Raw genomic sequence first — 24533 nt, forward strand, 5'->3', positions numbered from 1 at the left:
CCCCACGCAGAAACCGTGTAGGTGCCGGCCTGCCGTCAAGCGCATTTCAATGCATAGCGATTCATCGCGGCCTGTACGTGCAGCGCGTCGATCCGCCCTTCATCCGCCAACGCCCTGAGCGCCGATACCACTATCCAATACTGACTCGGCGCCTCCGCCTGCACCGACCCCGCGCCCAACGCGACGAAGCGTGCATCCACATGCGCCCTTAACTGATCGACAATCGCTTGCGGATAGCCGGTGACGGCAACCACCGGCGCGCGACTTCCCGCCAGGCAGTCACGCAAGTGACAGCTGCGTTTGGGCGCGCCCGGATGCAGACGATTCCAGCGTTCAGCGGCCGCTGCCTCGCGGGCCAGCCGTGTGTAGCTGGGGCAACTCCAGAGCTGTGCACTGATGTTCCAGTCCTGCTCCAGCAGGCGCGCCGCCTGCACCACCGCTTCCAATGCATGGCCCGCACCGAGCAGGCGCACATCCGCGCCTTCACGCCGGATCGGGTACATGCCCTTGAGCGCATCCTCACGCGCCTGCTCCGCCATCGGCACCGCGCTTTCATGGTCGTGCAGGGCCAGGTAATAGAACCCCGGCTGGCCGTCGACGTACAACGCGCGCAACCCCGCCAGCACAATCGCCCGCGCTTCGTCGCCCGAGGCCGGGTCATACGGGGTGCAGCGCGGGTTGGTGGCCAGCCACAACGGCAGCGAAGGTTGCGCGCCCCGGGGCCAGGGCGAGGGCTGGTTCTCGATGTCGTTGCACAAGATACCGCGCTGCGCGGTCTCGTCCGACAGCGCACTCAGCTGCGCCGATGACATGGCGCTGTGCAGGTACAACAGCGGCTTTTCCCCGGTGTTGCGCGCGAACCAACTCGGCCAATTACTGACGCGTCGGGAGCGCGACTGGCCACGGATCACCCAGGCCTGGCGACTCAATTCCAGGGTGTTGGCCATGGTCATCACGGCATACAGCGGTGAGCTGCGCGCATGTTCGGTCGTGGTCAGCGCGTTGATGCACAGCTGCGCGGCGTTTGCGGTAGAGGCGGGCATGGGGGCAAGGCTCCTGGCAACAGAGGCTCGTACCCTACTGGAAATATGATTGCATTTGCAATGATTGCAATCGCACCTCAACGGCGAGGTGCTAAATCAGCCCGACGCTGCTACGTTTAATCTGCACGTGCAGGAACGTCATCGCATCGACTTTTTTTCGTCATCACGGCACTTTAGGCTGGCAGTGCAGGTCATTTATCTGCAGCCGCTTTTCAATCAAACAAGGAGTCCACGATGGACGATTACCAGGAAGAACTGCTCGAGTACCACGCGATTGAGTTGGACCCGCTGGAACCCGCAGACGATGCAACAGAGCTGTAAGACCGACTTCAGGCGGAATGCCGCTGACTGCGGCGAAATTCCCCTGGGGTCTGGTTGTTCCACCGCCTGAAGGCGCGTTGAAACGCCTGGGCCGAGGCAAAACCGAGCAAGTAGGCGATTTCGCCGAACGCCAGTTCCGTATCGCGAATGTAGGTCATGGCCAAGTCGCGACGGGTATCGTTGAGAATCGCGCGAAACTGAGTGCCTTCTTCGGCCAGTTTGCGGCGCAGCGTCCAGGTTGGCAGCTTCAAGCGTGCCGCCACTTCTTCCAGGTCGGGTTCCCGGCCGCCATTGAGCATCGGCCCGAGCAAACGGGTAATGCGCTCGCGCAGGCTGCGGGTGCGGGTCAATTGCTCCAGTTCGCGTTCACACAATTGCAGCAACAGTTGCCAGGTGCTCGGGCAATGCTGTGGATTGCGCAGCGCCAGGGTCGGTTGGTTCAAGCGCAGTTGATTGACCTCGGCCCCAAACTGGATCGGGCTGTCGCCCAGCATGCTGTATTGCTCGCTGTAGTCGGGCGCTTCGAATTCGATCTCGACCTTTTGCGCCTGCACCGGTTGCTGGGCCAGGCCCGACAATTGGTGCAGCCAGCCGGCGATGATCGAGTCCACCACAAAGCGGTTATAGGCGTTGTACGGGCTGATGGAATAGAAGCGCAGCCAGGCGCCTTCGGCGTCTTCGTGAAAGCTCGATTGCCCGCGATAGTTGGAGCCGTACAACGCCTCGAAGCGTGTCAGCGTGCGGGCGGCCTCGCGCACGTTGGGCGCCTGGGCGGCGGTGACCCCGGCCAGCCCGGCCTGGCTCAGGCGGCTGAGCTGGCCCATGCGCAGGCCCAGGGCGGGGTCGCCGGTGAGCTGGATGGCCGCGTGGCCCAGGCGCATGTAGCGTGGGATCGACAAGCGTGCGCCAGCCTCGGCAAGACGCGCCGGGTCCAGGCCGTATTGCAGCAGCAGCGGCTGGGGGTCGAGGCCGTGACTGTGGATGGCGTCTGCCAGGGTGTGCACGAAGCCCACCGACAGATCCCCCAGCCGGACCGGTTTCACAGCCAGATATTCAACAGGCGTGCGCCACGGGCCTCGCCGTCGGCGTTGATCTGCCCGTTGTTGCTGAGAAAACTGTGGCCCGCGGTGCCCAGGTCCCAGAACTGCCCGCGCAGGAATACGCTCATGCCGGCCGTGGCGTGGCTGACGGGCGACTGGCTGATCAGCGTGAGGCGACGCCACGCCTCACCTTCGCTGAGCTCTTCGGGCTTGAGGCTGATTTCGGTCGGCGTCGACACGCTTTTGAAGCCGCGCCATGGGCGATCCCAGGTATCGCGGCCGAGCACAAAGGCGGGCACCGCGATCAGTTGCGCGCCTTGCTCGTTGAGCTTGCGGTAGTTGTCCGGGTACCAGCTGTCACTGCCGACCAGCACACCGAGGCGGCCGGCCGGGGTGTCGACCACGCTGACGACGTTTTCGTCACCCGGTTGGATAAAACCGCGTTCATCGTAGATCGGGTAGAGCTGGCGCTGCGGATCGCCAAGCGGCAAGCCGTCAGCATTGAAGACCACGCTGGCGTTATAGAGCGCCCCCGAGCCGATTTGCAGTTGTCCCTGGCTAACACTAGGGTTGGGCAGGGTGATGGAGCCGGCCACCAGGGTCACGCCAAATTCCTTGGCCAGGCCGCCGAACAGCAACTGATAGTCGCGGGCCATGTCCTTGGCTTTCATGCGCAGGTAGGCGTCGTCGGTGCGGCTGTCGCCGGTGGCGCTGATCCAGGCGCGCAGGAACAGCACGGGGTTGCTGACGGACAGCCAGTTCATCGCATCCTTCACGTGCAGGGCCTGGTACACCTCGTTCTTTTCGCCGGTGAGCATCAGCCACGTGCCGATGTGTTCCGGCAGCACCACGATGGTCTTGTCGTTGATCAGCCCCTGGTCACGGGCTTTTTGCAGGTAGGCCGCGAGCTTCAGGTGCAGGCGTTCCAGGCTCTGGTAGTCGGCGGGAAACAGCTCAGGCTGGATGCCCAGCAAGTTGCCGCGGTCGGCAGGCAGGCCTTCGTTGACGGCGAGGGTGATGCGCAGGTCCGACAGGTAATGCGCCACGGGGCGCTCCTGGGTCCAGACCAGATACGCGGCGATGGCGGCAACCAGGGCCATGGTGACGGTAAAAGCTAGAAGTTTACGCATGGGGCAACAGACAACAGACCGAGTGCGGGGTTCGCCGACTAGGGTAGGGCCCATGCACCCGCTTGCCAAGGGGCGCTGTGCATTTGGATCAATAACTTGTCAGTTTCAGTCATTGAGCGCCGGCGGGCGGGCTCTTAGTCTGTGGGACATAAACCGATGGCACACCGTTCGAGTGCGCCACGTCCCGTGATGATCCGTTGTGGAGCTGTACCATGACCGCTGCTGCCTACCCGCACCTGCTGGCCCCGTTGGACCTGGGTTTTACCACCTTGCGCAACCGCACCCTGATGGGATCGATGCACACTGGCCTGGAAGAAAAGCCCGGCGGCTTCGAACGTATGGCCGCTTATTTTGCCGAGCGTGCGCGTGGCGGCGTGGGCCTGATGGTCACCGGCGGCATTGGCCCGAACGATGAAGGCGGGGTGTATGCCGGCGCGGCCAAGCTGACCACCGACGAAGAGGCGCAGAAGCACAAGATCGTGACGAAGGCCGTGCACGAGGCGGGCGGCAAGATCTGCATGCAGATCCTCCACGCCGGCCGTTATGCCTACAGCCCCAAGCAGGTGGCGCCGAGCGCGATCCAGGCGCCGATCAACCCGTTCAAGCCCAAGGAGCTGGACGAGGAGGGCATCGAGAAGCAGATCCAGGATTTTGTCACCTGCTCGCTGCTGGCCCAGGTTGCCGAGTACGACGGCGTGGAAATCATGGGGTCCGAAGGCTACTTCATCAATCAGTTCCTCGCCGCGCACACCAACCAGCGTACCGACCGTTGGGGCGGCAGCTACGAAAACCGCATGCGCCTGGCGGTGGAGATCGTGCGCCGCGTGCGGGAAGCCGTCGGCCCGAACTTCATTATTATCTTCCGCCTGTCGATGCTCGACCTGGTTGAAGGCGGCAGCACCTGGGAAGAAATCGTGCAGTTGGCCAAGGCCATCGAACAGGCCGGTGCGAGCATTATCAACACCGGTATCGGCTGGCACGAAGCGCGTATCCCGACTATCGCCACCAAGGTGCCGCGTGGCGCGTTCAGCAAAGTCACCGCCAAGCTGCGTGGCGCGGTGCAGATTCCGCTGATCACCACCAACCGTATCAACACGCCGGAGATTGCCGAGCAGATCCTTGCTGAGGGCGATGCCGACATGGTCTCGATGGCGCGGCCGTTCCTGGCCGATCCGGAGTTCGTCAACAAGGCCGCCGCCGGGCGCGCGGACGAAATCAACACCTGCATCGGCTGCAACCAGGCCTGCCTGGACCACACCTTTGGCGGCAAGCTGACCACCTGCCTGGTCAACCCGCGCGCCTGCTACGAAACCGAGCTGAACTACCTGCCGGTCAAGCAGATCAAGAAGATCGCCGTGGTCGGCGCCGGTCCTGCGGGCCTGGCGGCAGCCACCGTGGCGGCCGAGCGCGGCCATCAGGTGACATTGTTCGACTCGGCCAGCGAGATCGGCGGCCAGTTCAATATCGCCAAGCGCGTGCCCGGCAAGGAAGAGTTCTTCGAAACCCTGCGCTACTTCAAGCGCAAATTGCAGACCACCCACGTCGAGCTGTGCCTCAACACCCGCGTGGATGTCGCGCAACTGGCGGCGGGCGGTTATGACGAGATCATTCTCGCGACTGGCATCGCGCCGCGCACGCCGGCGATCCCCGGCATCGACAACGCCAAGGTGCTGAGCTACCTGGACGTGATCCTCGAACGCAAGCCGGTCGGCAAGCGCGTGGCGGTGATCGGCGCCGGCGGTATCGGTTTCGATGTGTCGGAATTCCTCGTGCACCAGGGCGTGTCCACCAGCCTGGACCGCGAAGCATTCTGGAAGGAGTGGGGCATCGACACCCAGTTGCAGGCGCGTGGCGGTGTGGCCGGTATCAAGCCGCAACCGCATGCCCCGGCGCGTGAAGTGTTCCTGCTGCAGCGCAAGACCTCCAAAGTCGGCGATGGCCTCGGCAAGACCACCGGCTGGATCCACCGTACTGGCCTGAAGAACAAGCAGGTGCAGATGCTCAACAGCGTCGAGTACCTGAAGATCGATGACCAGGGCCTGCATATCCGCATCGGTGCCGAGGGCGAGCCGCAGGTGCTGGCGGTCGACAATATCGTCATCTGCGCCGGGCAAGACCCGCTGCGTGAATTGCAGGACGGCCTGGTTGCGGCCGGCCAGAACGTGCACCTGATCGGTGGCGCCGACGTGGCGGCCGAGCTGGATGCCAAGCGCGCCATCAACCAGGGCTCGCGCCTCGCCGCCGAGCTGTAAGACGACGAAAGGGGCGGTGATAGACTACCGCCCCTTTTTTCATGCAGACCCTCCCCGATGGGCCCCTTCGATTGGCTTCCCTACGCTCCGCTTGAACCTGTGCAGCTCGATTGGCTGGACGGTGTCGAGCTGGCCGTGCTGCGCCTGGACCGCATCGACCCGCTGATCAGCGGCAACAAGTGGTTCAAACTCACCGAGCACCTCGCGCAAGGTCGGGCTGCTGGCGCCAGTGGGATCATCAGCCTGGGTGGCGCGCATTCCAACCATCTGCATGCGCTGGCGGCGGCGGGCAAGCGCTTTGGCTTTGCCACCGTCGGCCTGCTGCGTGGCCATGCGCAAGACACCCCCACCGTCCTCGACCTCAACGCCTTCGGCATGCAGTTGCACTGGCTGGGCTATGGCGGCTATCGCGCGCGGCATGCGCCGGATTTCTGGGGGCCGTGGCGCGAGCAGTATCCACACCTGCACCCGGTGCCCGAAGGTGGCGGTGGCCTGGCGGGAGCGTTGGGCTGTGCGGTACTGGTGGAGCAGGTGCGCGCGCAATTGAGCGACATCGGTTGGGCGGATTATGACGGCTGGTGGCTGGCAGCAGGCACTGGTACCACGCTGGCGGGACTGGTGCTGGCGGAGGCGGGCGCGCATCCGGTGTATGGCGCGCTGGCGGTGCCCGATGACCACGGGGTGGCGCAGCAGGTACAGACGCTGGTGCAGCACGGTTATCAATTGCTGGAGGCCAGCCGGGGCGGCTTTGCCAAGGTTGATCCCGAGTTGCTGGCCTTTATCGACGCCACCGAGCAAGCCTGTGGCCTGCCGCTGGAACCGCTCTACACCGGCAAGGCGTTGCTGGCGCTGAAGCAGCAGATAGAAGCCCGCCGCTTCGTCTGCGGTACGCGCCTGATCTTTGTCCACACCGGCGGCTTGCAAGGCCGCCGGGGTTTCCCATCGTTGAGCTCAGGGCATCCGCGAGTGTGATCCCGCAGTCGATGGCGTTACTGAATGCTCCCTCGCTTACCGGGCATCATGCGCAACGCCGTGTTGTCACGCAGGATGTAATGATGAGCGATCCCCGCCAGCGCATGCAGCCCGATCAGCCAGTAGCCGATCTTGCCGAACAGCACGTGCCAGCTTTCAATCTCCTTGGCCAACCCTTTGTTTTCGGCAATCAGCGGCGGCAACTCGATGCCGTAGAACATCACCGAATGGCCTTCGGCACTGACGATCAACCAACCGGCAATCGGCATACCGATCATCAAGGCATACAGCGCCATATGCATCAGGGTGGCGAGCAGGGTTTGCCATTGCGGCGGCGCCGGCACGATCTTCGGCGCCACCCCCAGGCTGCGCGCAAACAGGCGTAGCCACACCAGCACAAACACGGTGAGGCCGAACATGAAGTGCATCTCGACGATCAGCGTCCGTGCGCCGCTGCCCTTGGGAAACTGGCCGCGCAGCTCAATGCAGGCGTAGACCACCGCCAGCAGCACCACCATCAACCAGTGCAACGCGATCGACATGGTGCTGTAACGCGTATCGGAATTTTTCCACGGCATCGCTGTGTTCCTCACTCATCAGGGCAAACCGGTGGCGAGGGAGCAAACTCCCTCGCCACCGGTACAGTTTCATCACTGGACAACATTGCGTTCTTGGGTGACGCAGTGACTTAACTGTATGCCGGTTTTGAGCGCTTTGCCTGGCGCGATTGCCGTTGTCTTGACCTCGATCAGTGGCTTTGCGGCATTTCACCGCGGGCCAGGCGCTGGTTGATGTCGGTGATCACTGCCGGCAGCTCGTTGATCGTGTCGATCAGGTAGTGCGGGCGCGAGCCTTTGAACATCGCCTCGATGCGCTTGCGTTCGCTGGCCAGCGTGGCGGCGTCGAGTGCGCGGAACTGCTCGTAGGTCAGGCCCAGCGCGTTGCCGGAGCAGGTCAGGGCCACCGTCCACATGCCGGCGCGACGGCCTTCGAGGATGCCCGGCACGGTGTCGTCGACCTTCACGCAGGCGGCGACATCATCAATGCCCAGGGCGATTACGTTGGCCAGGGCCTGGGCCGGCCATGGTCGGCCGTTGGGCACTTCATCGGTGGCCACCACGTGGTCGGCGATGTAGCCGTTGGTGGCGGCCAGGGCGACGACCTTGTCCATCACTTGCTTGGGGTAACCGGAGCAGGAACCGATCTTGATACCTTGCACACGCAGCCGTGCGATCGTGTCGAGGGCACCGGGGATCAGCGCCGAGTGTTCGGCGATCTTCTCGATCTGCAGCGGCATGAAGCGCTGGTAGATGGCGGTCACGTCGTCATCGGTGGGCGTGCGGCCGAAGGCCTTGCGGTAGCGTTCGGCAACTTGCGGCTGGTCGCAGAGGGTGCGGATGTGGTCCCACTTGCCCATGCCCATCGGGCCACGGGCTTCTTCGATGGAGACTTGCACATCGAACTCGGCAAAGGCCTCGACGAAAATCTGCGTGGGCGCGAAGGAGCCGAAATCGACCACGGTGCCGGCCCAATCGAGGATCACGGCCTGCAGGGTGTTGGGGTTCTGATAGTTCATACACAAATCCTGTAGAAGCTGGCTTGCCAGCGATGAACGAAAATGAGGGGTTACAAAAGAACTGCGTCGCCGGTGATCGCCGACAAGCCGGCTCCTGCAGGTTCGAGCACATGCATGTCTTGCAGTGCTTGCGCGATCGCCGTGACCGCTGCCTGCATGCCTGTCGCATCGACGTGGCCGATGCAGCCCACGCGGAAAGTTTCGACCTGGGTCAATTTGCCCGGGTACAGAATGAAACCCTTGGCCTTGACCCGCTCGTAGAAGTCCTTGAACTGGTAGCGCGCATCTTGCGGGGCGTGGAAGGTGACGATGATCGGCGCCTGGATCTCGGCCGGCAGGAAGCTGCGCAGGCCGAGTGCAGCCATGCCGTCGAGCAGCGCCTGGCAGTTGTCGGCGTAGCGTTGATGGCGCGCGGGCAGGCCGCCTTCTTCGGCGTATTGCAGCAGCGCTTCGTGCAGCGCCGCGACCACGTGCGTCGGCGGGGTAAAGCGCCATTGGCCGGTCTTGACCATGTAGCTGTGCTGGTCGAACAGGTCCATCGCCAGGGAGTGGCAGTTGCCCTGGGCGGCGGCGAGGGCCTGTTTTTCGGCGAAGACGAACCCCATGCCCGGCACGCCTTCCAGGCATTTGCCCGAGGCGGCGATCAGCGCATCGAACGGCACTTCACGGGCATCGATCGGCAGCGCCCCGAAGGAACTCATGGCGTCGATGATCAGGCGCTTGCCGTGGTCCTTGACCACTTGGGCGATCTCCGGCAACGGGTTGAGAATGCCGGTGCTGGTTTCGCAGTGGATCAACGCGACATGGGTGATGGCCGTGTCGGCGCGCAGCAGGCGGTCGACGTCGGCGGCGGTGGTGGGCTGGTCTTCGGCGGTTTCAAAGGTGCTGAAGTCGCGGCCGAGTACTTCGCAGATTTTTGCCAGGCGCTTGCCGTAGGCGCCGTTGATCAGCACCAGGACCTTGCCGTCACGCGGCACCAGGGTGCCGATGGCGGCTTCGACGGCGAAGGTGCCGCTGCCTTGCAGGGGCACGCAATAGTGGCTGTCGGTGCCGTGAAGGATCGCCAGCAGTTGGGAGCAGACGCTGGCAGTGAGGGCATTGAAACGGTCATCCCAGGACCCCCAATCCACCATCATCGCCTGACGCGTGCGGTTCGATGTGGTCAAGGGGCCAGGGGTCAGCAGGATCGGCGCGGCAGTGGTCATCTCAAGTCCTCGCAAGGCATCGGGGGTTGAATCTACGGGGCCTAAATTGCAGTTTGGCTTGTCATCAATCAAATTGTTTGTTGTTATGCGAGCTATCAGTGAGACCGATAGATATGAACCTGTTCCAACTGCGCGCATTCGATGCCGTGGCCCGCGAGGGCAGTTTTACCCGTGCGGCGGCGCGGCTGTTCATCAGCCAACCGGCGGTGACCGGGCATATCAAGGCCCTGGAAGAGCATTACCAGATCCCGCTGCTGCGCCGCACCGCACGCCGCGTGGAGCTGACCGAGGAGGGCGCGCGCCTGGCCGCGATCACCCGTGCGATCTTCGGCCTGGTCGACGAAGCGCAGACGATGCTGGAGGCCAACCGGCAGTTGCTCACCGGGCGCCTGGAGGTGGCAGCGGACGGCCCGCACCTGGTCATGCCGATGATCGCCAGCCTGCGTGCGCGCTACCCCGGGATCACCGTCAACCTGCGCCTGGGCAACGCCCAGGAAACCCTGGCGGCACTGTTGTCCGAGCATGCGGATGTGGCGGTACTCACCGAGGTCGAGCCGCGCAGCGGTCTGCACCTGCAACCCTTGAGCGAGTCGCGGATCTGCGCCCTGGTGCCGGCCAGCCACCCGTGGGCGCAGCAGTCCAGGGGGATTCGCCTGGAGCAACTCGACGAGGTGATCATGGTGTTGCGCGAGCCCAGTTCCATCACCCGCCGCACCTTCGACGCGGCGTGCGCGGCGTCGGGGGTGCAGCCCAAGGTGCTGCTGGAACTCGACAGCCGTGAGGCGGTGACCGAAGCCGTCGCTGCCGAGCTGGGCGTCGGCGTGGTCTCATCGATGGAAGTCAGCCCGGACCCGCGGGTGCAGGCCGTGGCAATCCAGGGCGAGGGGCTGCGCAACCGGCACATGCTCGGCTGCATGGAGCGGCGCCGCGCATTGCGCTTGATTCAGGCGTTTTTCGAGTTGGCGCCCGGCTGAAGGCTGTCGCGCACGATCTGCAGGAACGTCGCCACCACCCGCCGCGAACTTTGCTCCTTGAGGCACACCAGGGTTTCCTTCATGCGCTGGCTGCAGTCGCGGATAGGCATGGCGTACACCCGCGAGTCGGCGCCGAACTCCGCCGCCGAGACCACCCCCACGCCAATCCCCACCACCACCGCCTCACGCGCGGCCTCACGGCCTTCGACCTGGATCGCCGGACGAATACGCAGGCCGGCCTGGCTCATTTCCTGCTCCAGCGTCTGCCGGGTGACCGAGCCGATTTCGCGCAGCACCAGCGGCGTGTCATCCAGGTCGGCCAGGCAGATCGACTCACGCCCGGCCCAGGGGTGATTGCGCGCGACGAAGGCGAGCAACTGGTCGTCGGGCAACGGCAGTGACAGCAGGCGCTCATCGTCGACATCGCGGCCAAGCAAGGCCAGGTCGGCCTGGTAGTTGTACAGGCGAAACAGCGATTCGTCGGTGTTGCCGGTTTCGATCTTGACGCTGATGCCCGGGTACAGCTGGCAAAACCGTGCGATCTGCGGCAGCACGTGCACCGGGGCATCCACGGCGAGGGTGAGAGTGCCGGTGAGCAGCGCGCGTGAGTCCTGCAGCAACTCCTCGGCTTCGGCCTCGATCACAAACAGGCGCTGGGTGATGGCCAGCAGGCGCTCGCCCAGATCGGTCAGGCGCACCGAGCGCTTGTTGCGGTGGAACAGCAGCACGCCGAAGCGTTCTTCGAGTTTGCGCACCTGGTCGGAAATCGCCGGCTGCGTCAGAAACAGACGTTCGGCGGCCTGGGTGAAACTGCCGTGTACGGCCACCGCATGGAAGGCCTTGAGCTGGGCGTGGGACACCGACATCGCCGATCCTCTTACAAGCTGGGCTTATATTTGAAATACGATAAATCGATTTTACCTATTAGTCAGCCATTGCTTTGATACGCCTCAACCGCCGTAGGTTGAGTCCTACAACCACGGCGGCCATGGGACCTGGGACACAGGTCTCATCTGACCAATGCCGCCGTGTCCACGGCCCGGCATTGCAGTGCTCAACCATAAAAAGAACAGGCATTTGCTTCTCGATTCTGCCGGCACACTCACCTGAGGTCAGAACCACCATGAATATCCCAATGGGTAGCATCAAGCGTTGGCGCGTGCAGATTTTCGCCATCACCTGGCTGGCGTACGCGGCGTTCTATTTCACTCGCAAAGCGTTTTCCGTGGCCAAGCTGGGGATCGTCGACGACCCGAGTTTCCCCCTCGATAAAATGATGATGGCCAACCTGGATGGCATTTACCTGGCGGCCTATGCGGTCGGGCAGTTCACCTGGGGCATGTTGGCCGACCGCTTCGGACCACGGGTGGTGGTGCTCGGTGGCTTGCTGATTTCCGCTGCGGCCGCGCTGGTGATGGGCACCTTTGCGACCTTGCCGATCTTTGTCACCTGCATGCTGATCCAGGGGCTGGCGCAGTCCACCGGCTGGTCGGGGCTGTGCAAGAACCTTGGCAGTTTCTTCCCGGCGCAGCAGCGTGGGCGGGTGCTCGGGCTGTGGAGTTCGTGCTACGCGTTCGGCGGCCTGGTGGCCTCGCCCTTTGCCGGGTGGTGGGCCTACACGTTGATCGGCACGTGGCACGCGGCGTTTATCTCGAGTGCGGCGGTGGTGGGGGTGGTGGCGCTGTTGTTCTTCATCTTCCAGCGCAACACGCCCGAAGATGTCGGCTTGCCGGCGGTCGAACCCGAGCCGGTGATGACCGCCGAGGAAAGGGCGGCCGCAAAACGCATCAGCGTGTTGGAGCCACTGCGCGCGATCCTGCGCAACCGCACGGTGCTGACCTTGGGCCTGGCGTATTTCCTGCTGAAACCGGCGCGTTACGCGATCCTGTTGTGGGGCCCGGTGATCGTCTACGAGCAGATGCCCTCGGTGGGCAAGGTCGGCGCGGCGATTGTGCCGACCGCGTTTGAACTGGCCGGGTTGCTTGGACCGATTCTGATCGGGCTGGCGTCCGACAAGCTCTTCGGCGCGCGGCGCATGCCCGCCTGTGTGCTCAGCCTGCTGGCGCTGACCGTGGCCCTCGCGTTGTTCATGGGCGCGCTGCACACCGGCAGTGTGATGCTGGTGATGGCCTTGCTGTTTGTCATGGGCCTGACCCTGTACGGGCCGGACTCGATGATCAGCAGCACTGCCGCCATCGACTTCGGCACCGCCAAGGCCGGCGCCACGGCGGCAGGCTTTGTCAACGGTTGCGGCTCGGTGGGCGCGGTGCTCGGCGGCTTGCTGCCGGGCTACTTCGACACGGTCACGGTGTTCATCGTGTTTGCCGGCGCGGCGCTGTTTTCTTCGCTGGTGTTGATGCCCTATTGGAACGCCAGGCCGGCGGTGCTGGCCGAGGTCGGCGATTTTGTGCCGGACCGCAACGTCGCGATCAAACCCTTGCGCACCTGACAGGCTGGCCGGTTTTTTGGTGGATTAGAGTGTTTTTGCGCTATAAACTCTGCCCCCAAAGCGCCGGCCAGTAGACGTTTCGGCGCGATGGACGAAAAGAGAGTGAGTCATGGGCGCACAGTGGAAAGTCAAACATAAAGAAGCGGCAGCCAATGCCAAGGGCAAAATCTTCGGCAAGCTGGTGAAAGAAATCACCATCGCCGCCCGCAACGGCGCCGACACCGCGACCAACGCCCACCTGCGTCTGGTGGTGGAGCAGGCCAAAAAAGCCTCGATGCCCAAGGAAACCCTGGACCGCGCCATCAAGAAGGGCGCCGGTCTGCTCGGCGAAACCGTGCAGTACCACCGCGTGACCTACGAAGGGTTTGCCCCGCACCAGGTGCCGTTGATCGTCGAATGCGTGACCGACAACATCAACCGTACCGTGGCGGAAATCCGCGTGGCCTTCCGCAAGGGTCAACTGGGGGCTTCCGGCTCCGTGGCCTGGGACTTCAACCACGTCGGCCTGATCGAAGCTTCGCCGGACAGCCCTGACGCTGACCCGGAAATGGCCGCGATTGAAGCCGGCGCACAGGATTTCGAAGACGGCGAGGAAGAGGGCACCACCCTGTTCATCACCGAGACCACCGACCTCGACGCCGTGCAGAAAGCGCTGCCGGAGCAGGGCTTCACCGTGTTGTCGGCCAAGCTGGGCTATATCTCCAAGAACCCGGTGACGGGTTTGAGCGATGAGCAGATGGCCGAAGTCGAAGCCTTCCTCGAAGGCCTGGACAACCATGACGACGTGCAGGATATGTTCGTTGGCCTGGCGGGCTGATACAGCGTGTTGAACCCCTCCCTGTAGGAGTTCGGCTTGCCGGCAATGGCCTGTTTGAGATCGCCATCGCCGGCAAGCCGGGCTCCTACAAGGTTTGCAGCGTGGCTTGTATTGCCTCGAAACCTGGCCGGGCGAGTACGTCGGGTTGGCAGCACTGCTCCCGCAAGCCTTCCAGCACCAGGCGTGTCGCTTCGCTCAACCCTTCGTCAACCCGCTCCAGCAACTCCCCCAGCAACACACCAAACGCGCGCACTTCAATGTGCTGCAACGCGCGAGTCTCCAGGGTGTCCGCCGTGGCATGGAACGACGCCGCGCCAAAGTCCCCGAGCAGGCAATCGCCCGCCGTATTCCACAGGATATTGTGGCCGTACAGGTCGCCATGGGTGATGCCGTGCCGGTGCAAGTGCGCGGCTACCGAGGCAATGCCGCGCGCCATGCGCAGCGCTACCTCGAGGCTGAAACGGGTGTCGGGTGCGTAGATGTCGCGGGTGCACGAGGCCAGGCTCGGCAGGGCGGCGAGGTTGCCGTAGCTCGCGTCGATCAGGTCCATCACCAGCGCGGCCTGGTCCTCGGGATGGCCACTCACGCGGCCCTGCACCTTGATCAGGTTGGGGTGCAGCCCGGCGGCGATGCAGGCCTGCATTTCGTGCAGCGGCGAGCCATCGCTGGTGATCGTGCCCTTGTACAGCTTGACGGCGACGGGCAGCGCCTGCGGTTTCCACAGCGCCTTGCGAATCACCCCGGAGGCACCTTCGCCGAGCACTTCGGCCAGTTCCAGTTCGGTCCAGGGAATAGTCGGCGTGGTGTCATCCGCGGCTATCTCCACGGCCATTTCCACTGGGTTGCCGGCATAGGCCAGCCAGGTCAGGCTCGGCAGCGTCAGCAACCATTCGGGCAGGCGCGTGAAGCGGTTGGACGCGATGCGCAGCAGTTCGAGGTTGTGGCAGTTGGCCAGGCTTGGCGGCAGGGCGCTCAGCCGGTTGCCGGCCAGCATCAGTTTTTGCAGCAGCGGCCGTGCGCCCAGCTCATCGGGCAATTGGTCGATGCAGTTGTCGGTGAGGATCAACCAGCGCAACAACGGTGGCAGCGCGGCGGCGGGCACGCGGCTGATGCGGTTGGCCTTGAAGCCGATCATGCTCAGCTTCGCGCACTGGCCAAGGCATTCCGGCAGGTCGGTAAAGGCGTTGTCCGAGCAGAACAGCACGCGCAGGTGCGGCAGGCGGTGCAGGTCGTCGGGCAAGCTGCTCAGGGCGTTGCCACTGAGGTTGAGGATTTCCAGGGAGTCGGCCAGCGTGAAGATTTCCGGCGGGAATTCAGTCAGCCCGCAGGACAGGTCCAGGCGTGTAATACCGGCCAATTGGCCAGCCTTGAGTTGGGCGAGGGTATGCATGAACGGCGCGGTCACTCGGCAAAGGGACGTGGAAGGCGCTCATGATACCGGGTCGGGCAGGGCTTGCGGGTTGGCCTGCTGCAATTGGTTCAGGCGGCTGGCGGTGCGCGCAAGGTCGATGGCCTGGCCTGCCAGGCACTCGGCCAGCGGCCGTTCACCGATCAGGGTCAGGTGCTTGTCCTGGTCGTAGAGCACGTCCACCAGGTTGATGAAGCGCTGCTGCACGGCAATCGGGCAATCGCCCAGTAGGGGCAGGCCGTCGATGATCCAGTCGTCGAAGTCTTTGCACAGCAGCAGGTAGTCCATCACCGCCGTGGGCTGCTCGCACAGGTCGTTGAAGGTGAAGGCGACGGTGCGCCCCTGGTGCCAGCGCACCCGTAATTGCCGGGTGCCGACCGCCAGCGTGAGCGCCGGGCAATCCGCTTCCGGCACCCCGAACGCCGCACGCTGCGCCGGGCTGCCGGGCCAGATGAAAGGCCCCTGGGTGAAGCGCTGCTGGCCGTGATTGTGTGGCAGGCCCCGGTAATCCTGGGGCGCGTTGACCTCCATGACGTCCATGCGCGCGCCGATCAGCTCGATCACCGGCTTGAAGCGCTGGTGATACAGCGGGTTGGGCAGCAGCCCTTCGGGCGGGTAATTGGAGGTCACCAGCACCACCACGCCGCGCTCGAACAAGGCCTTGAACAGGCGGGTGATGAGCATCGCGTCGCCGATATCGTGGACATGGAACTCGTCGAAACACAGCACGCGGCAGCCTTCGAGCAATTCATCCAGGGTGACCGCAAGGGCGTCGGGCTGCTGGCGATGGCGGAACATGCCTTGATGCAGGCGGGCGAAAAAGTCGTGGAAGTGCACCCGCTGCTTCTGCGCCAGGGGCAGCGCCTGGAAGAACCCATCGAGCAACCAGCTTTTGCCGCGCCCCACGGCGCCGTGCAAGTACAGGCTACGCGTCGTGTGCTGCTGTTGCAGGGCATTGGCAATCTGCGCCATGCGCTCGATGACCTGCTGCTGGCTCGGGCTCAGGGTGTAGCCCTGGCGCCGGGCCTTGCGCTGGAAGTACGTGGACACGTCATCGGACGTGGCGGTAGCGGCGGCAGGCTTGCCGAACAGTCGGCGCAGGGCAGGGGGGAGGACAGCCAAGGGCGAGGGTTCCGTGGGGTGAATGGCGTTAGGGTGCAGTGCTCGCGCTAATTTAACCAATACAAAATGTAGCGGCCAGCGATCTCAAAAAGAGACCGGTCACCGCGCGTCGGCTGAGCGCCGAAATCGATGCAGGCACATAGCCATCTCGGATATCCTTGGCGGCGTTTCCTACCTCGCGGTTTCCTCAAGGTCATTCATGTTCGTCATCCATCGCCTCTTGCTGGTCGTGGGCGCCTGCTGCCTGTGGGTCAACCCTGCGCAGGCGGTGGTCAGCAGCGGGCAGATCAGCGCGCTGCTGGTGATCACTGCCGGCTGTGAAGTCAGCCCGGGCAGCGCTGCGAGCCGCCCGCTCGTGCGCTGCAGCACTGCCTCCGACAGCCCCACCGAATTTACCGTCAGCACCGAGCAGGCCCCCCAGGAAGATGGCAGCCCGCGCACCTTGGTGACGCTGAACTGGTAACAAACGTACAACATTTTTGACAGTCGTATTTCTGACGCGACTGGCAGCTTTGCCCTCCACTGCTAACCTGATCCTGGTACGCCATTCCTCAAAAGGATTGAGGCCGTGAATGGATCTATGGTTTTGGCCATCGTAGGCACGCTGTGCAGCGCGCAAGCGTTGGCCACACAATTGCAGGTGGAGGTGCGCGTCAATGTGATGCGTGGCTGCCAGTTGGTCGGTCTGACGCGTGACGCGGGGATCGAGCAGCTCGGTGTGCTCGATTTCGGCAGCACCGCCCGTCTCGACAATCCCGCGGGCCCCTTGAGCGCTGCGCTGACCAGTACGCGCCAGCCACGCCTGGAATGCAATCCGGACACCCCTTATCAAGTACGTATCGACGGCGGCCTGCATGGCGGCATCGGCGAGGTGCGCTACCTGGCCGGCGAGCGGCATGCCTCACCGATTCCCTATCGTCTTTATCGCGATGCCGCCCGACGCGTGGCATTGCCGGTCAATGAAACAGTGAGCGGCACGGTGCCCGACAGTGGCTCGGTGGAGTTGCCGCTGTATGCGCGCATCGAACCCCTGGCTCAAATCCCCGCAGTGAGTCGCTACAGCGACGTGGTGAAGGTCACGGTGACCTGGTAAGCATTTTTGTGCAGTGACTGCCGGGTGGACTCGGCAGGTAAAGGAATGTCGCCCAAGGTTGGGCGGCCAACTGGTTTTATCCTGATGGAAGTGGGATCGATATGAAGCACTTCACCTGTACCGCGCTGTTGCTCAGCCCCCTGTTGTTGGTTGCGGGGGATGCCGAGGCGGTCGTCACCGGCAGCATCCAGGCGCGGCTGGTGATCCTGCCGGCCTGCCAGGTGAGCGCCGGTGCCCAGGACCTGCCTGCCAACCTGGGCCAACTCGATTTCGGCAATCAGGGCCCGACCTGGACCCGCCCGCTCAACGCCAATGTCGAGGGCAATGGCGGGGCGCTGCAAGTCACCTGCAATGCCTCGGTGCGCGGCTTTACCGTGACCATCGACGGTGGCGTCAACGGTGATGGCACCACCCGGCGCCTGAGCAATGGCCGCCAGACTATTCCCTATCGACTCACGGCCGATGCCGCCGGGACGGACATCTATCGCATTGGCCAGCAACGCAATTTCGCCGTCAGCGCCGGCAGCCTGGGACCGATCCCGGTCTATGGCGCGGTGGTGGCGAATACCAGCGCACTTCCCGCCGGCACCTACCGCGACACCCTGACGGTCACGCTGGATTGGTAATTCAACTGAGGAAAAGCACCATGCAATCACTCGCTTTGCGTCTCGCTGTACCTGTTCTGGGCCTGGCCCTGGCCGCCGGTGCGCAGGCCGCCACCACCGTGACCGGGCAGATCAGCTCCAGCCTGATCCTGACCAGCAGTTGCCTGGTCAACGGCGGTGCGGGTACCACCAACCTGAACTTCGGTAGCCTGAACTTCGGCACCACCACCAGCCTGTTCACGCAGACCGGCACACAACTGGTGGCAGCCGGCGGCGGCGCGGTGTCGATCCAATGTTCGTCCGGCACCACGCCCACGGTGACCATCCAGGGTGGCCTGCACGACGGCCAGTCCACCGGCGGCACGCGCGCGCTGTATGACGGCGTGGCCAACTTCGTGCCCTACGATCTCTACACCGACTCGGGCTTCAACAATCTCCTGGCGGCCAATGGCGTGATCAACCTGGCGGCCAGCACGGGCGCAGCGCAGACCATCAACCTGTGGGGCAAGGCGGTGGGTAAAGCCGGGCTGCCGGCGGGCACCTACACCGACACCATTGCCGTGCAATTGAGCTTCTGAGTGCGATGGCCGGGCATGGATGCGTCGCTGTGCTGCTGGCCTGTGCGTGCAGCGTGCCGCTGCCACTGGCGGCGGTCACCGGTACGAGTTTCCAGGTCAGCGCCAGCATCATTGCCGGCTGCCTGGTGGTCGGCGGTGGCAGCAATTACGGCAACCTCACGTACGGCAGCTATTCGGCGTTGTCCACCAGCACGGTGTCGACTGCGCTGGCCAGCAGTGTGCAGTTGCAATGCACGCCCGGCGTGACCCTGGCCATGAGCGTGGACGGTGGGCAGAACAACAGCAGCGGCCGGCACCTCAAGCTCAACAGCGGCACGGCGCAGGTGGCCTATCAGCTCTACCGCGATGCGGGGTTCAGCCAGGCGCTGGGGATCAGCCAGAGCGTGAATGTGGCCTACAGCAATGCGAACAACATCACGCTGCCGATCTACGGCCGGGTGGTGCTGCCGGGGAATCAGCCGGCGGGGACCTACAGCGATGTGGTGCAGGTCCAGCTGACCTTCTAGGGACATGTGAATTGAAGTGGTTTTCAATCTAAGGAGCAGAGCTTGCCTATGTGTTTACCCCCGTCCCTGCGTCAAGGGCTGCTGGCCATGGCCCTGCTGGGCGCAAGCCAGGTGCAGGCCGCCAGCTCGGTGCTGATCTGGCCGATCGACCCGGTGCTGGAGGCTGATCAACAGGCCAGTGCACTGTGGTTGGAAAACCGTGGTACTGAAACCGCCAACCTGCAGGTCCGCGTGTTTGCCTGGCGCCAGAACGGTTTCGATGATCAGTACCAGAACCAGCGTGATGTGATCGGCAGCCCGCCGGTGGCCCGTATCGAACCGGGACAGAAACAACTGGTGCGCCTGACCCGTACCAAGGACGTGCCACCGGGCCAGGAGTTGGCGTATCGCATCATCATCGATGAGATCCCCGCGCCCCGGCAGCCGGGCGCCGAGGATGGCAAGACGGCCGCGTCGATCCAGTTCCAGATGCGTTACTCGGTGCCGCTGTTCGCCTACGGCGCGGGGCTGTGGAGCAAGGAAGACCTGACGCGCCAGCGCGACCCCAAGGGCGCCGGCGTGCCGGACCTGACCTGGCGCAAAGTGGCCGAGGGCGGACGCTCCTATATCGAGATTCGCAACCAGGGCGCGGTGCATGCACGGCTGACGGATGTGGCCGTGAAGCAAGGTGGCCAGAACCGACCGGTGACCGAGGGCCTGATGGGCTACGTGTTGCCGGGCGCAACCATGCGCTGGCCAGTGCCGGAACCCTTGGCCAGTGGCCAGGAGTTACTGCTTAAAGTCAACGGTGCGCCGACGGTACAGAGCGTCAAGCCCGGCCCGTAAAAGACAGGGAGTGAGCTGAGTGTCGGCTCGTTGTATCCAAACAGTGCGATGGATCGCCATGGGGTGTTGCTGTCTGGTGTTTATCCCGCGGGTCGATGCCGGTGAGCTGCCGCCACCGCCCACCAGCCTGGAGGCCATGCCCGATGCCCAGCTGTACCTGCAATTGCTGGTCAACCAGATGGACACCGGCAAGGTCATCGTGGTCGAACAGCGGGCGGGGCAGCTGTACATGCCCGCCGCTGACCTGCAGGCGATCGGCATGAAACTGCCCGCCTCGGTGTCCGCCGAAGTGGCCCTGGACCAGTTGCCGGGGCTGCACAGCGAATACGACAGCCAGGGCCAGCGCCTGCTCTTGAGCGTGCCGCCGGACTGGCTGCCGGCGCAGTTCCTCGGCAACCGCAAGGCGTACCCGCGCACCGAGGCGATGACCAGCTTCGGCGCGATGCTCAACTATGACCTGTACCTGAACGACACCGATGAGGCCGGCACCTACCTCGCCGCCTGGAACGAAGTGCGGGTGTTCGACACCTGGGGCACCGTGTCCAACACCGGGCAATACCGCCGCAGTTTCGGCGCGAACACCGGCAATGGGCTGGACAACGGCTACCTGCGCTATGACACCACCTGGCGCTATTCGGACGATGAAACCCTGTTGACCTACGAGGCCGGCGACCTGGTCAGCGGCGCCTTGCCGTGGAGCAATTCGGTGCGCCTGGGCGGCGTGCAGCTGTCGCGCGATTTCGGCGTGCGCCCGGACCTGGTGACCTACCCCTTGCCGCAGTTCGCCGGCGAGGCGGCGGTGCCGTCTTCGGTGGACCTGTTTATCAATGGCTTCAAGTCGTCCAGCGACAATGTGCAGCCGGGGCCCTACACCCTGACCAATATCCCGTTCATCAACGGTGCGGGCGAGGCGGTGGTGGTGACCACCGATGCCCTTGGCCGGCAGGTGTCCACCACGGTACCGTTCTATGTCACCAGCAGCCTGCTGCAAAAGGGCCTGTCGGATTTCTCGGTGGCTGCCGGTACCCTGCGCCGCGACTACGCGCAGCAGGATTTTCGCTATGGCCAGGGTGTCACCTCCGGCAGCCTGCGGTATGGCGTCAGCGATGTGTTCACCCTGGAAAGCCACGCCGAAGCTTCCAATGACCTGACCCTGGGCGGCGTTGGCGGCAACGTGCGGCTCGGCTCGTTTGGCGTGCTCAACAGTGCGGTCAGCCAGAGCCGTTTCGACGGGCGCGAGGGCCAGCAAGTCAGCCTCGGCTATCAATACAGCAGCCAGCGCTACAGCCTCTCGTACCAACGGCTGGAACGGCATGCGCAGTATGCCGACCTCACCGTGATCGACTCGCCCTACATCAGTTTGAGCAAGCGCAGCGAGCAGGTCACTGCCAGCCTCAACCTCGACAGCTGGGGCAGCCTGGGCGCCGGTTATTTTGATATCCGCGCCGCCGATGATTCGCGCACGCGCTTGCTCAACCTGACCTGGAACCGCCCGCTGTGGGGCAACAGCAGCTTTTACCTGTCGGCCAACCGCGAGATCGGCGACAGCAACTGGGCGGTGCAGGCCCAAGTCGTGATCCCGTTCGACCTCGATGGCAGCCTGAGCATGAGCATGGAGCGCAGCACCTCCGGCGAGAATCGCCAGCGGGTCAATTTCAGTCGTGCGGTGCCGGGCCCCGGCGGCGTGGGCTACAACCTCGGCTACGCACATGGCCAGGGCCCGGATTACCGCCAGGCCGACCTGACTTGGCGCCTGCAGTCGGTGCAATTGCAGGCCGGCGTCTACGGCAGCAGCGACGCCGAAACCCGCTGGGCCGACGCCAGCGGCTCGCTGGTGTGGATGGACAAGCATGTGTTTGCGGCCAACCGGATCAACGATGCCTTTGTGGTGGTGAGTACCGACGGCTACGCCAAGGTCCCGGTGCGCTATGAAAACCAACTGGTCGGCGAAACCGACCAGAGTGGCCGCCTGCTGGTGCCGTGGAGCAGCGGTTATTACCGCGGCAAATATGAAATCGATCCGCTGAACTTGCCGGCCAACGTGTTGAGCCCATCGGTGGAGCAGCGGGTGGCGGTGCGTCGCGGCAGCGGCTATCTGCTGGAGTTTCCGCTGACCCGGATCAACGCCGCCAGCATTGAACTGGTGGATGAACACAATACGCCGTTGCCGCTGGGCGCGACTGTGCTGCATGAGCAGAGCGGCGTGGCGGCGGTGGTGGGCTGGGATGGCCTGGTGTACCTCGACCGGTTGGCGGCGCAGAACACCTTGCGCGTGACCCTGGGCGGCGGCGCCAGTTGCCAGGTGCAGTTTGCCCTGCCGGAATCCAGCGAGCAGGTGCCGATGATCGGGCCATTGGTTTGTCGATAGACACAGGAGGTGTCGGGTGAAAGTGCGGGGTGTGGTAGCGGGGTTGGTGTTGAGCGGGTTGGCGTCCCAGGTTCAGGCGTTGTGTTCGGTGGTGGCGACCAATGCGGCCGGGTTCGGCCCGGTGAGTTCGATCCTGGTGCGCACCACCACGCAATCCACTTCGACCACCAACGGCGGGTTGCGCTGTACCGGTTCGCTGTTGTCGCTGCTCACCACCAATGACCACTTCTACGCCACCATCACGTCCTCAACGGCCGGCATGGTCGGCCCCACCGGTGATGTGATCGGCTACAACCTGTACGCGACCAACAACACCGGTGCTGCGTATCTGATCACACGCGGTGCCCAGTATGATTTCGCGCGCAACGGCATCATTGACCTGCTCGGCCTGTTGGGGGGCTCTACGCCCAAGACGGTGCCGCTGTACCTGGGGACGATTACCGGCAGTAACGTTGCGGCGGGGATCTATACCGAAACCCTGAGCATCTTCTGGGATTGGAGCTACTGCTCTGGCATTGGCGCGCTGGGCATCTGCCTCGGGCGCGATACCAATTCGGGGACGACCACCTTGACGGTGAACATGACCGTCACCAACGACTGCACGATCACCGCGCCGAATATCAGCTTCGGCGGCGCGCCGGTGGTGAGTGCCTTCGGCACGGTCAACCAGACCATCAACATTTCCTGCACCAAGGGCAGCGCCTACACGGTGGGGCTCGACCCGGGCCAGAACGCCAATGCCGGACGGCGACGGATGGTTTCGGGGGCCAATTACCTGTCCTACGACATCTTCCAGAGTGTCGGCACCACCGTGTGGGGCAGTGTCGGCGCCGCGCGCCGCGCGAGTACCAGCGCCGAGGTCAACCCCGGCAATGGCATGGGCAGCAACGGTGCCCAGGTGTTCAACTACAACGCCAGGATCTACACCGACCAGACCACACCCCCGGCCGGCACCTATACGGATAACGTGATCCTCGACGTCGGCTTCTAGAACTTCAGCAGCGGCGGCGCGGGCTGGTCCGCCGGGCTGACCACTGCGTAGTTGTAGCCGGCGCCGGACCAGTACTGCGCCTGCAGCCCATCCGCGCTGCGGCTGCCACGCGGCAAGAAACCGTTTTCCGGACCCGGTGGGCGAATATAAAAACTGATACGCCGGCCTTGCGCGTCCTGGTACAGCACCATGGCCGCCGCCCCTTGCTCGGTAGTAAGCAGGCGCCCGCTGACGGGGGTGAAGCCTGCGGCGCTCAAGTCGGGCAGGCGGTGGGCCTGGTTGAAGTAGCGGTCGAGCCAGGCCTGCATGTTGCCGCCGTCCTGGACGTTATAGTCGGCGGGCATGATGCCGTCCTGGGCAAACAGACGGAACGCCTGCATCGCATCGGCCATCGGCAGCAACGGCGGCTGGGTGGCTTCGCGCGCCTGCCAGCCGCCGACCCCGCCGAGGCTGACGGCCACCAGCAGCACCGCCGCCGTGGCCCAATGACGGCGCGAGCGCTGCTGGATGCGCTGGCGGATCAGCGCGGGGTCCAGGTCAGGGTTGGCCGGCTGTTGCAGGGCCCCGCCGAGGGACGCGCGCAGCAATTGCGCATCCTGTTGCCAGGCGTGGACCTGGGCCGCGACGTCGGGGTGGGCCGCCAGCCAGGTTTCAAGGACACGGCGATCGCTCTCCAGGAGCTGGTGATCGACGTAGGCGTGCAAATCGCGTTCGCTGGGGGGCAGGCTGATCATTTGAGTCTCCGCAGGGAAGGGCTGGCTATTTCACCATCACTGAGTTGGCGCAGGGCCTGGCGCGCGCGGGACAGGCGCGACATCACCGTGCCGACTGGCACCTCGAGAATCTCGGCGACCTCCTTGTAGCTCAAGCCCTCCACCGACACCCACAACAGCAGGGCGCGCTGTTCGGTGTTGAGTTGATCGAAGGCTTGCAGGGTCGACTGGGCAATGACCGTGCGCTCCACCGACGGCTGCGCATCATCCCGACCGGTAAAGAACTCCAGCATGCGGGCGTAACGCCGGGTGCGCCGATGCGCATCGAGAAACTGCCGATAGAGGATCGAAAACAGCCACGCGCGCACGTCGCCTTCGAGGCGCTTGTCGGCCCAGCGGGTGATCGCCCGTTCCAGGGTCGACTGCACCAGGTCGTCGGCGCTGCTGGCGTTACGGGTCAGGGACACGGCAAAACGCCGCAACCTGGGGATGAGTTCACGTAACTGTTCGTCGAGTGCATGCATGGGAATGGGAGTCTAGCCGGT

At 64.2% G+C, this 24533-nt stretch carries 24 protein-coding genes; 13 read left to right on the top strand and 11 right to left on the bottom strand.

What is annotated here, in order from left to right; genetic code table 11:
- Window positions 1-35 precede the first annotated feature (35 nt).
- From AC07OJ_RS24535 to AC07OJ_RS24545, 3 genes are all read right to left on the bottom strand, one after another.
- Complete coding sequence (locus AC07OJ_RS24535; RefSeq protein ID WP_065901147.1) at window positions 36-1043, bottom strand: transketolase-like TK C-terminal-containing protein; 1008 nt, start codon at window positions 1041-1043, stop codon at window positions 36-38.
- 329 nt (window positions 1044-1372) lie between these two features.
- Window positions 1373-2407, bottom strand: coding sequence for an AraC family transcriptional regulator (locus tag AC07OJ_RS24540; protein ID WP_495095350.1), 1035 nt, complete (start codon window positions 2405-2407; stop codon window positions 1373-1375).
- Complete coding sequence (locus tag AC07OJ_RS24545; RefSeq protein WP_495095351.1) at window positions 2404-3534, bottom strand: carbon-nitrogen hydrolase family protein; 1131 nt, start codon at window positions 3532-3534, stop codon at window positions 2404-2406. Before AC07OJ_RS24545 ends, AC07OJ_RS24540 begins: the two co-directional genes overlap by 4 nt.
- 212 nt (window positions 3535-3746) lie before the next feature.
- On the opposite strand from AC07OJ_RS24545, the gene AC07OJ_RS24550 reads away from it, so the two are divergent.
- Window positions 3747-5786 carry an NADPH-dependent 2,4-dienoyl-CoA reductase gene (locus AC07OJ_RS24550; protein ID WP_106803355.1) on the top strand — a complete coding sequence of 680 codons (2040 nt, stop codon included), beginning with the start codon at window positions 3747-3749 and terminating at the stop codon, window positions 5784-5786.
- Between the two features lie 57 nt (window positions 5787-5843).
- Window positions 5844-6758: a 1-aminocyclopropane-1-carboxylate deaminase/D-cysteine desulfhydrase gene (locus tag AC07OJ_RS24555; protein ID WP_495095352.1), complete on the top strand. Its 915-nt coding sequence runs from the start codon at window positions 5844-5846 to the stop codon at window positions 6756-6758.
- 17 nt (window positions 6759-6775) lie between these two features.
- Here AC07OJ_RS24555 and AC07OJ_RS24560 read toward each other — a convergent pair whose 3' ends face one another.
- From AC07OJ_RS24560 to AC07OJ_RS24570, 3 genes are all read right to left on the bottom strand, one after another.
- On the bottom strand, window positions 6776-7336 hold the full coding sequence (locus AC07OJ_RS24560; protein ID WP_065901140.1) for a cytochrome b: 561 nt from the start codon (window positions 7334-7336) through the stop codon (window positions 6776-6778).
- A gap of 170 nt (window positions 7337-7506) precedes the next feature.
- On the bottom strand, window positions 7507-8334 hold the full coding sequence (gene phnX / locus AC07OJ_RS24565) for a phosphonoacetaldehyde hydrolase (RefSeq protein ID WP_065901139.1): 828 nt from the start codon (window positions 8332-8334) through the stop codon (window positions 7507-7509).
- Between the two features lie 50 nt (window positions 8335-8384).
- Entirely contained in the window at window positions 8385-9539 is a 1155-nt protein-coding gene (locus tag AC07OJ_RS24570) for a 2-aminoethylphosphonate--pyruvate transaminase (protein WP_495095353.1), read from the bottom strand.
- A gap of 113 nt (window positions 9540-9652) precedes the next feature.
- Here AC07OJ_RS24570 and AC07OJ_RS24575 point away from each other — a divergent pair, with 113 nt between their 5' ends.
- Window positions 9653-10513: a LysR substrate-binding domain-containing protein gene (locus AC07OJ_RS24575; protein WP_065901135.1), complete on the top strand. Its 861-nt coding sequence runs from the start codon at window positions 9653-9655 to the stop codon at window positions 10511-10513.
- Here the strand turns inward: AC07OJ_RS24575 and AC07OJ_RS24580 are convergent.
- On the bottom strand, window positions 10483-11379 hold the full coding sequence (locus tag AC07OJ_RS24580) for a LysR substrate-binding domain-containing protein (protein WP_106803360.1): 897 nt from the start codon (window positions 11377-11379) through the stop codon (window positions 10483-10485). The genes AC07OJ_RS24575 and AC07OJ_RS24580 overlap by 31 nt on opposite strands.
- 257 nt (window positions 11380-11636) lie before the next feature.
- Here AC07OJ_RS24580 and AC07OJ_RS24585 point away from each other — a divergent pair, with 257 nt between their 5' ends.
- Both AC07OJ_RS24585 and AC07OJ_RS24590 read left to right on the top strand, forming a co-directional pair.
- Complete coding sequence (locus tag AC07OJ_RS24585; RefSeq protein ID WP_495095354.1) at window positions 11637-12962, top strand: MFS transporter; 1326 nt, start codon at window positions 11637-11639, stop codon at window positions 12960-12962.
- A gap of 109 nt (window positions 12963-13071) precedes the next feature.
- Window positions 13072-13779: a YebC/PmpR family DNA-binding transcriptional regulator gene (locus tag AC07OJ_RS24590; RefSeq protein WP_065901129.1), complete on the top strand. Its 708-nt coding sequence runs from the start codon at window positions 13072-13074 to the stop codon at window positions 13777-13779.
- Between the two features lie 85 nt (window positions 13780-13864).
- On the opposite strand, the gene AC07OJ_RS24595 is transcribed toward AC07OJ_RS24590, so the two are convergent.
- Entirely contained in the window at window positions 13865-15169 is a 1305-nt protein-coding gene (locus AC07OJ_RS24595) for a protein kinase (RefSeq protein WP_495095355.1), read from the bottom strand.
- A gap of 39 nt (window positions 15170-15208) precedes the next feature.
- A complete protein-coding gene (zapE, locus tag AC07OJ_RS24600; RefSeq protein ID WP_495095356.1) occupies window positions 15209-16309 on the bottom strand; it encodes a cell division protein ZapE in 1101 nt (366 codons plus the stop codon).
- A gap of 199 nt (window positions 16310-16508) precedes the next feature.
- On the opposite strand from zapE, the gene AC07OJ_RS24605 reads away from it, so the two are divergent.
- The 8 genes from AC07OJ_RS24605 (at window position 16509) to AC07OJ_RS24640 (ending at window position 23275) form a co-directional block, all read left to right on the top strand.
- A complete protein-coding gene (locus AC07OJ_RS24605; RefSeq protein ID WP_120449024.1) occupies window positions 16509-16772 on the top strand; it encodes a hypothetical protein in 264 nt (87 codons plus the stop codon).
- Between the two features lie 117 nt (window positions 16773-16889).
- Entirely contained in the window at window positions 16890-17402 is a 513-nt protein-coding gene (locus AC07OJ_RS24610) for a Csu type fimbrial protein (RefSeq protein ID WP_106803364.1), read from the top strand.
- 101 nt (window positions 17403-17503) lie between these two features.
- Window positions 17504-18028 (top strand): Csu type fimbrial protein, encoded by a 525-nt coding sequence (locus AC07OJ_RS24615; protein WP_065901122.1) that lies wholly within the window; start codon window positions 17504-17506, stop codon window positions 18026-18028.
- Window positions 18029-18048: 20 nt separating this feature from the next.
- A complete protein-coding gene (locus AC07OJ_RS24620; RefSeq protein ID WP_065901120.1) occupies window positions 18049-18585 on the top strand; it encodes a spore coat protein U domain-containing protein in 537 nt (178 codons plus the stop codon).
- 5 nt (window positions 18586-18590) lie between these two features.
- Window positions 18591-19091: a Csu type fimbrial protein gene (locus AC07OJ_RS24625; RefSeq protein ID WP_065901116.1), complete on the top strand. Its 501-nt coding sequence runs from the start codon at window positions 18591-18593 to the stop codon at window positions 19089-19091.
- A 48-nt stretch (window positions 19092-19139) separates the two neighbouring features.
- Window positions 19140-19916, top strand: a complete 777-nt coding sequence (locus AC07OJ_RS24630; protein WP_065901113.1) for a fimbrial biogenesis chaperone — start codon at window positions 19140-19142, stop codon at window positions 19914-19916.
- A gap of 58 nt (window positions 19917-19974) precedes the next feature.
- A complete protein-coding gene (locus AC07OJ_RS24635; protein WP_495095357.1) occupies window positions 19975-22284 on the top strand; it encodes a fimbria/pilus outer membrane usher protein in 2310 nt (769 codons plus the stop codon).
- A gap of 16 nt (window positions 22285-22300) precedes the next feature.
- On the top strand, window positions 22301-23275 hold the full coding sequence (locus AC07OJ_RS24640) for a Csu type fimbrial protein (RefSeq protein ID WP_495095358.1): 975 nt from the start codon (window positions 22301-22303) through the stop codon (window positions 23273-23275).
- On the opposite strand, the gene AC07OJ_RS24645 is transcribed toward AC07OJ_RS24640, so the two are convergent.
- Both AC07OJ_RS24645 and AC07OJ_RS24650 read right to left on the bottom strand, forming a co-directional pair.
- Entirely contained in the window at window positions 23272-24009 is a 738-nt protein-coding gene (locus AC07OJ_RS24645) for an anti-sigma factor family protein (protein WP_065901107.1), read from the bottom strand. The genes AC07OJ_RS24640 and AC07OJ_RS24645 overlap by 4 nt on opposite strands.
- Window positions 24006-24512 carry an RNA polymerase sigma factor gene (locus AC07OJ_RS24650; protein ID WP_065901106.1) on the bottom strand — a complete coding sequence of 169 codons (507 nt, stop codon included), beginning with the start codon at window positions 24510-24512 and terminating at the stop codon, window positions 24006-24008. Before AC07OJ_RS24650 ends, AC07OJ_RS24645 begins: the two co-directional genes overlap by 4 nt.
- Window positions 24513-24533: the final 21 nt, after the last annotated feature.

It is taken from the genome of Pseudomonas sp. GW821-FHT09C08 (assembly GCF_059418125.1).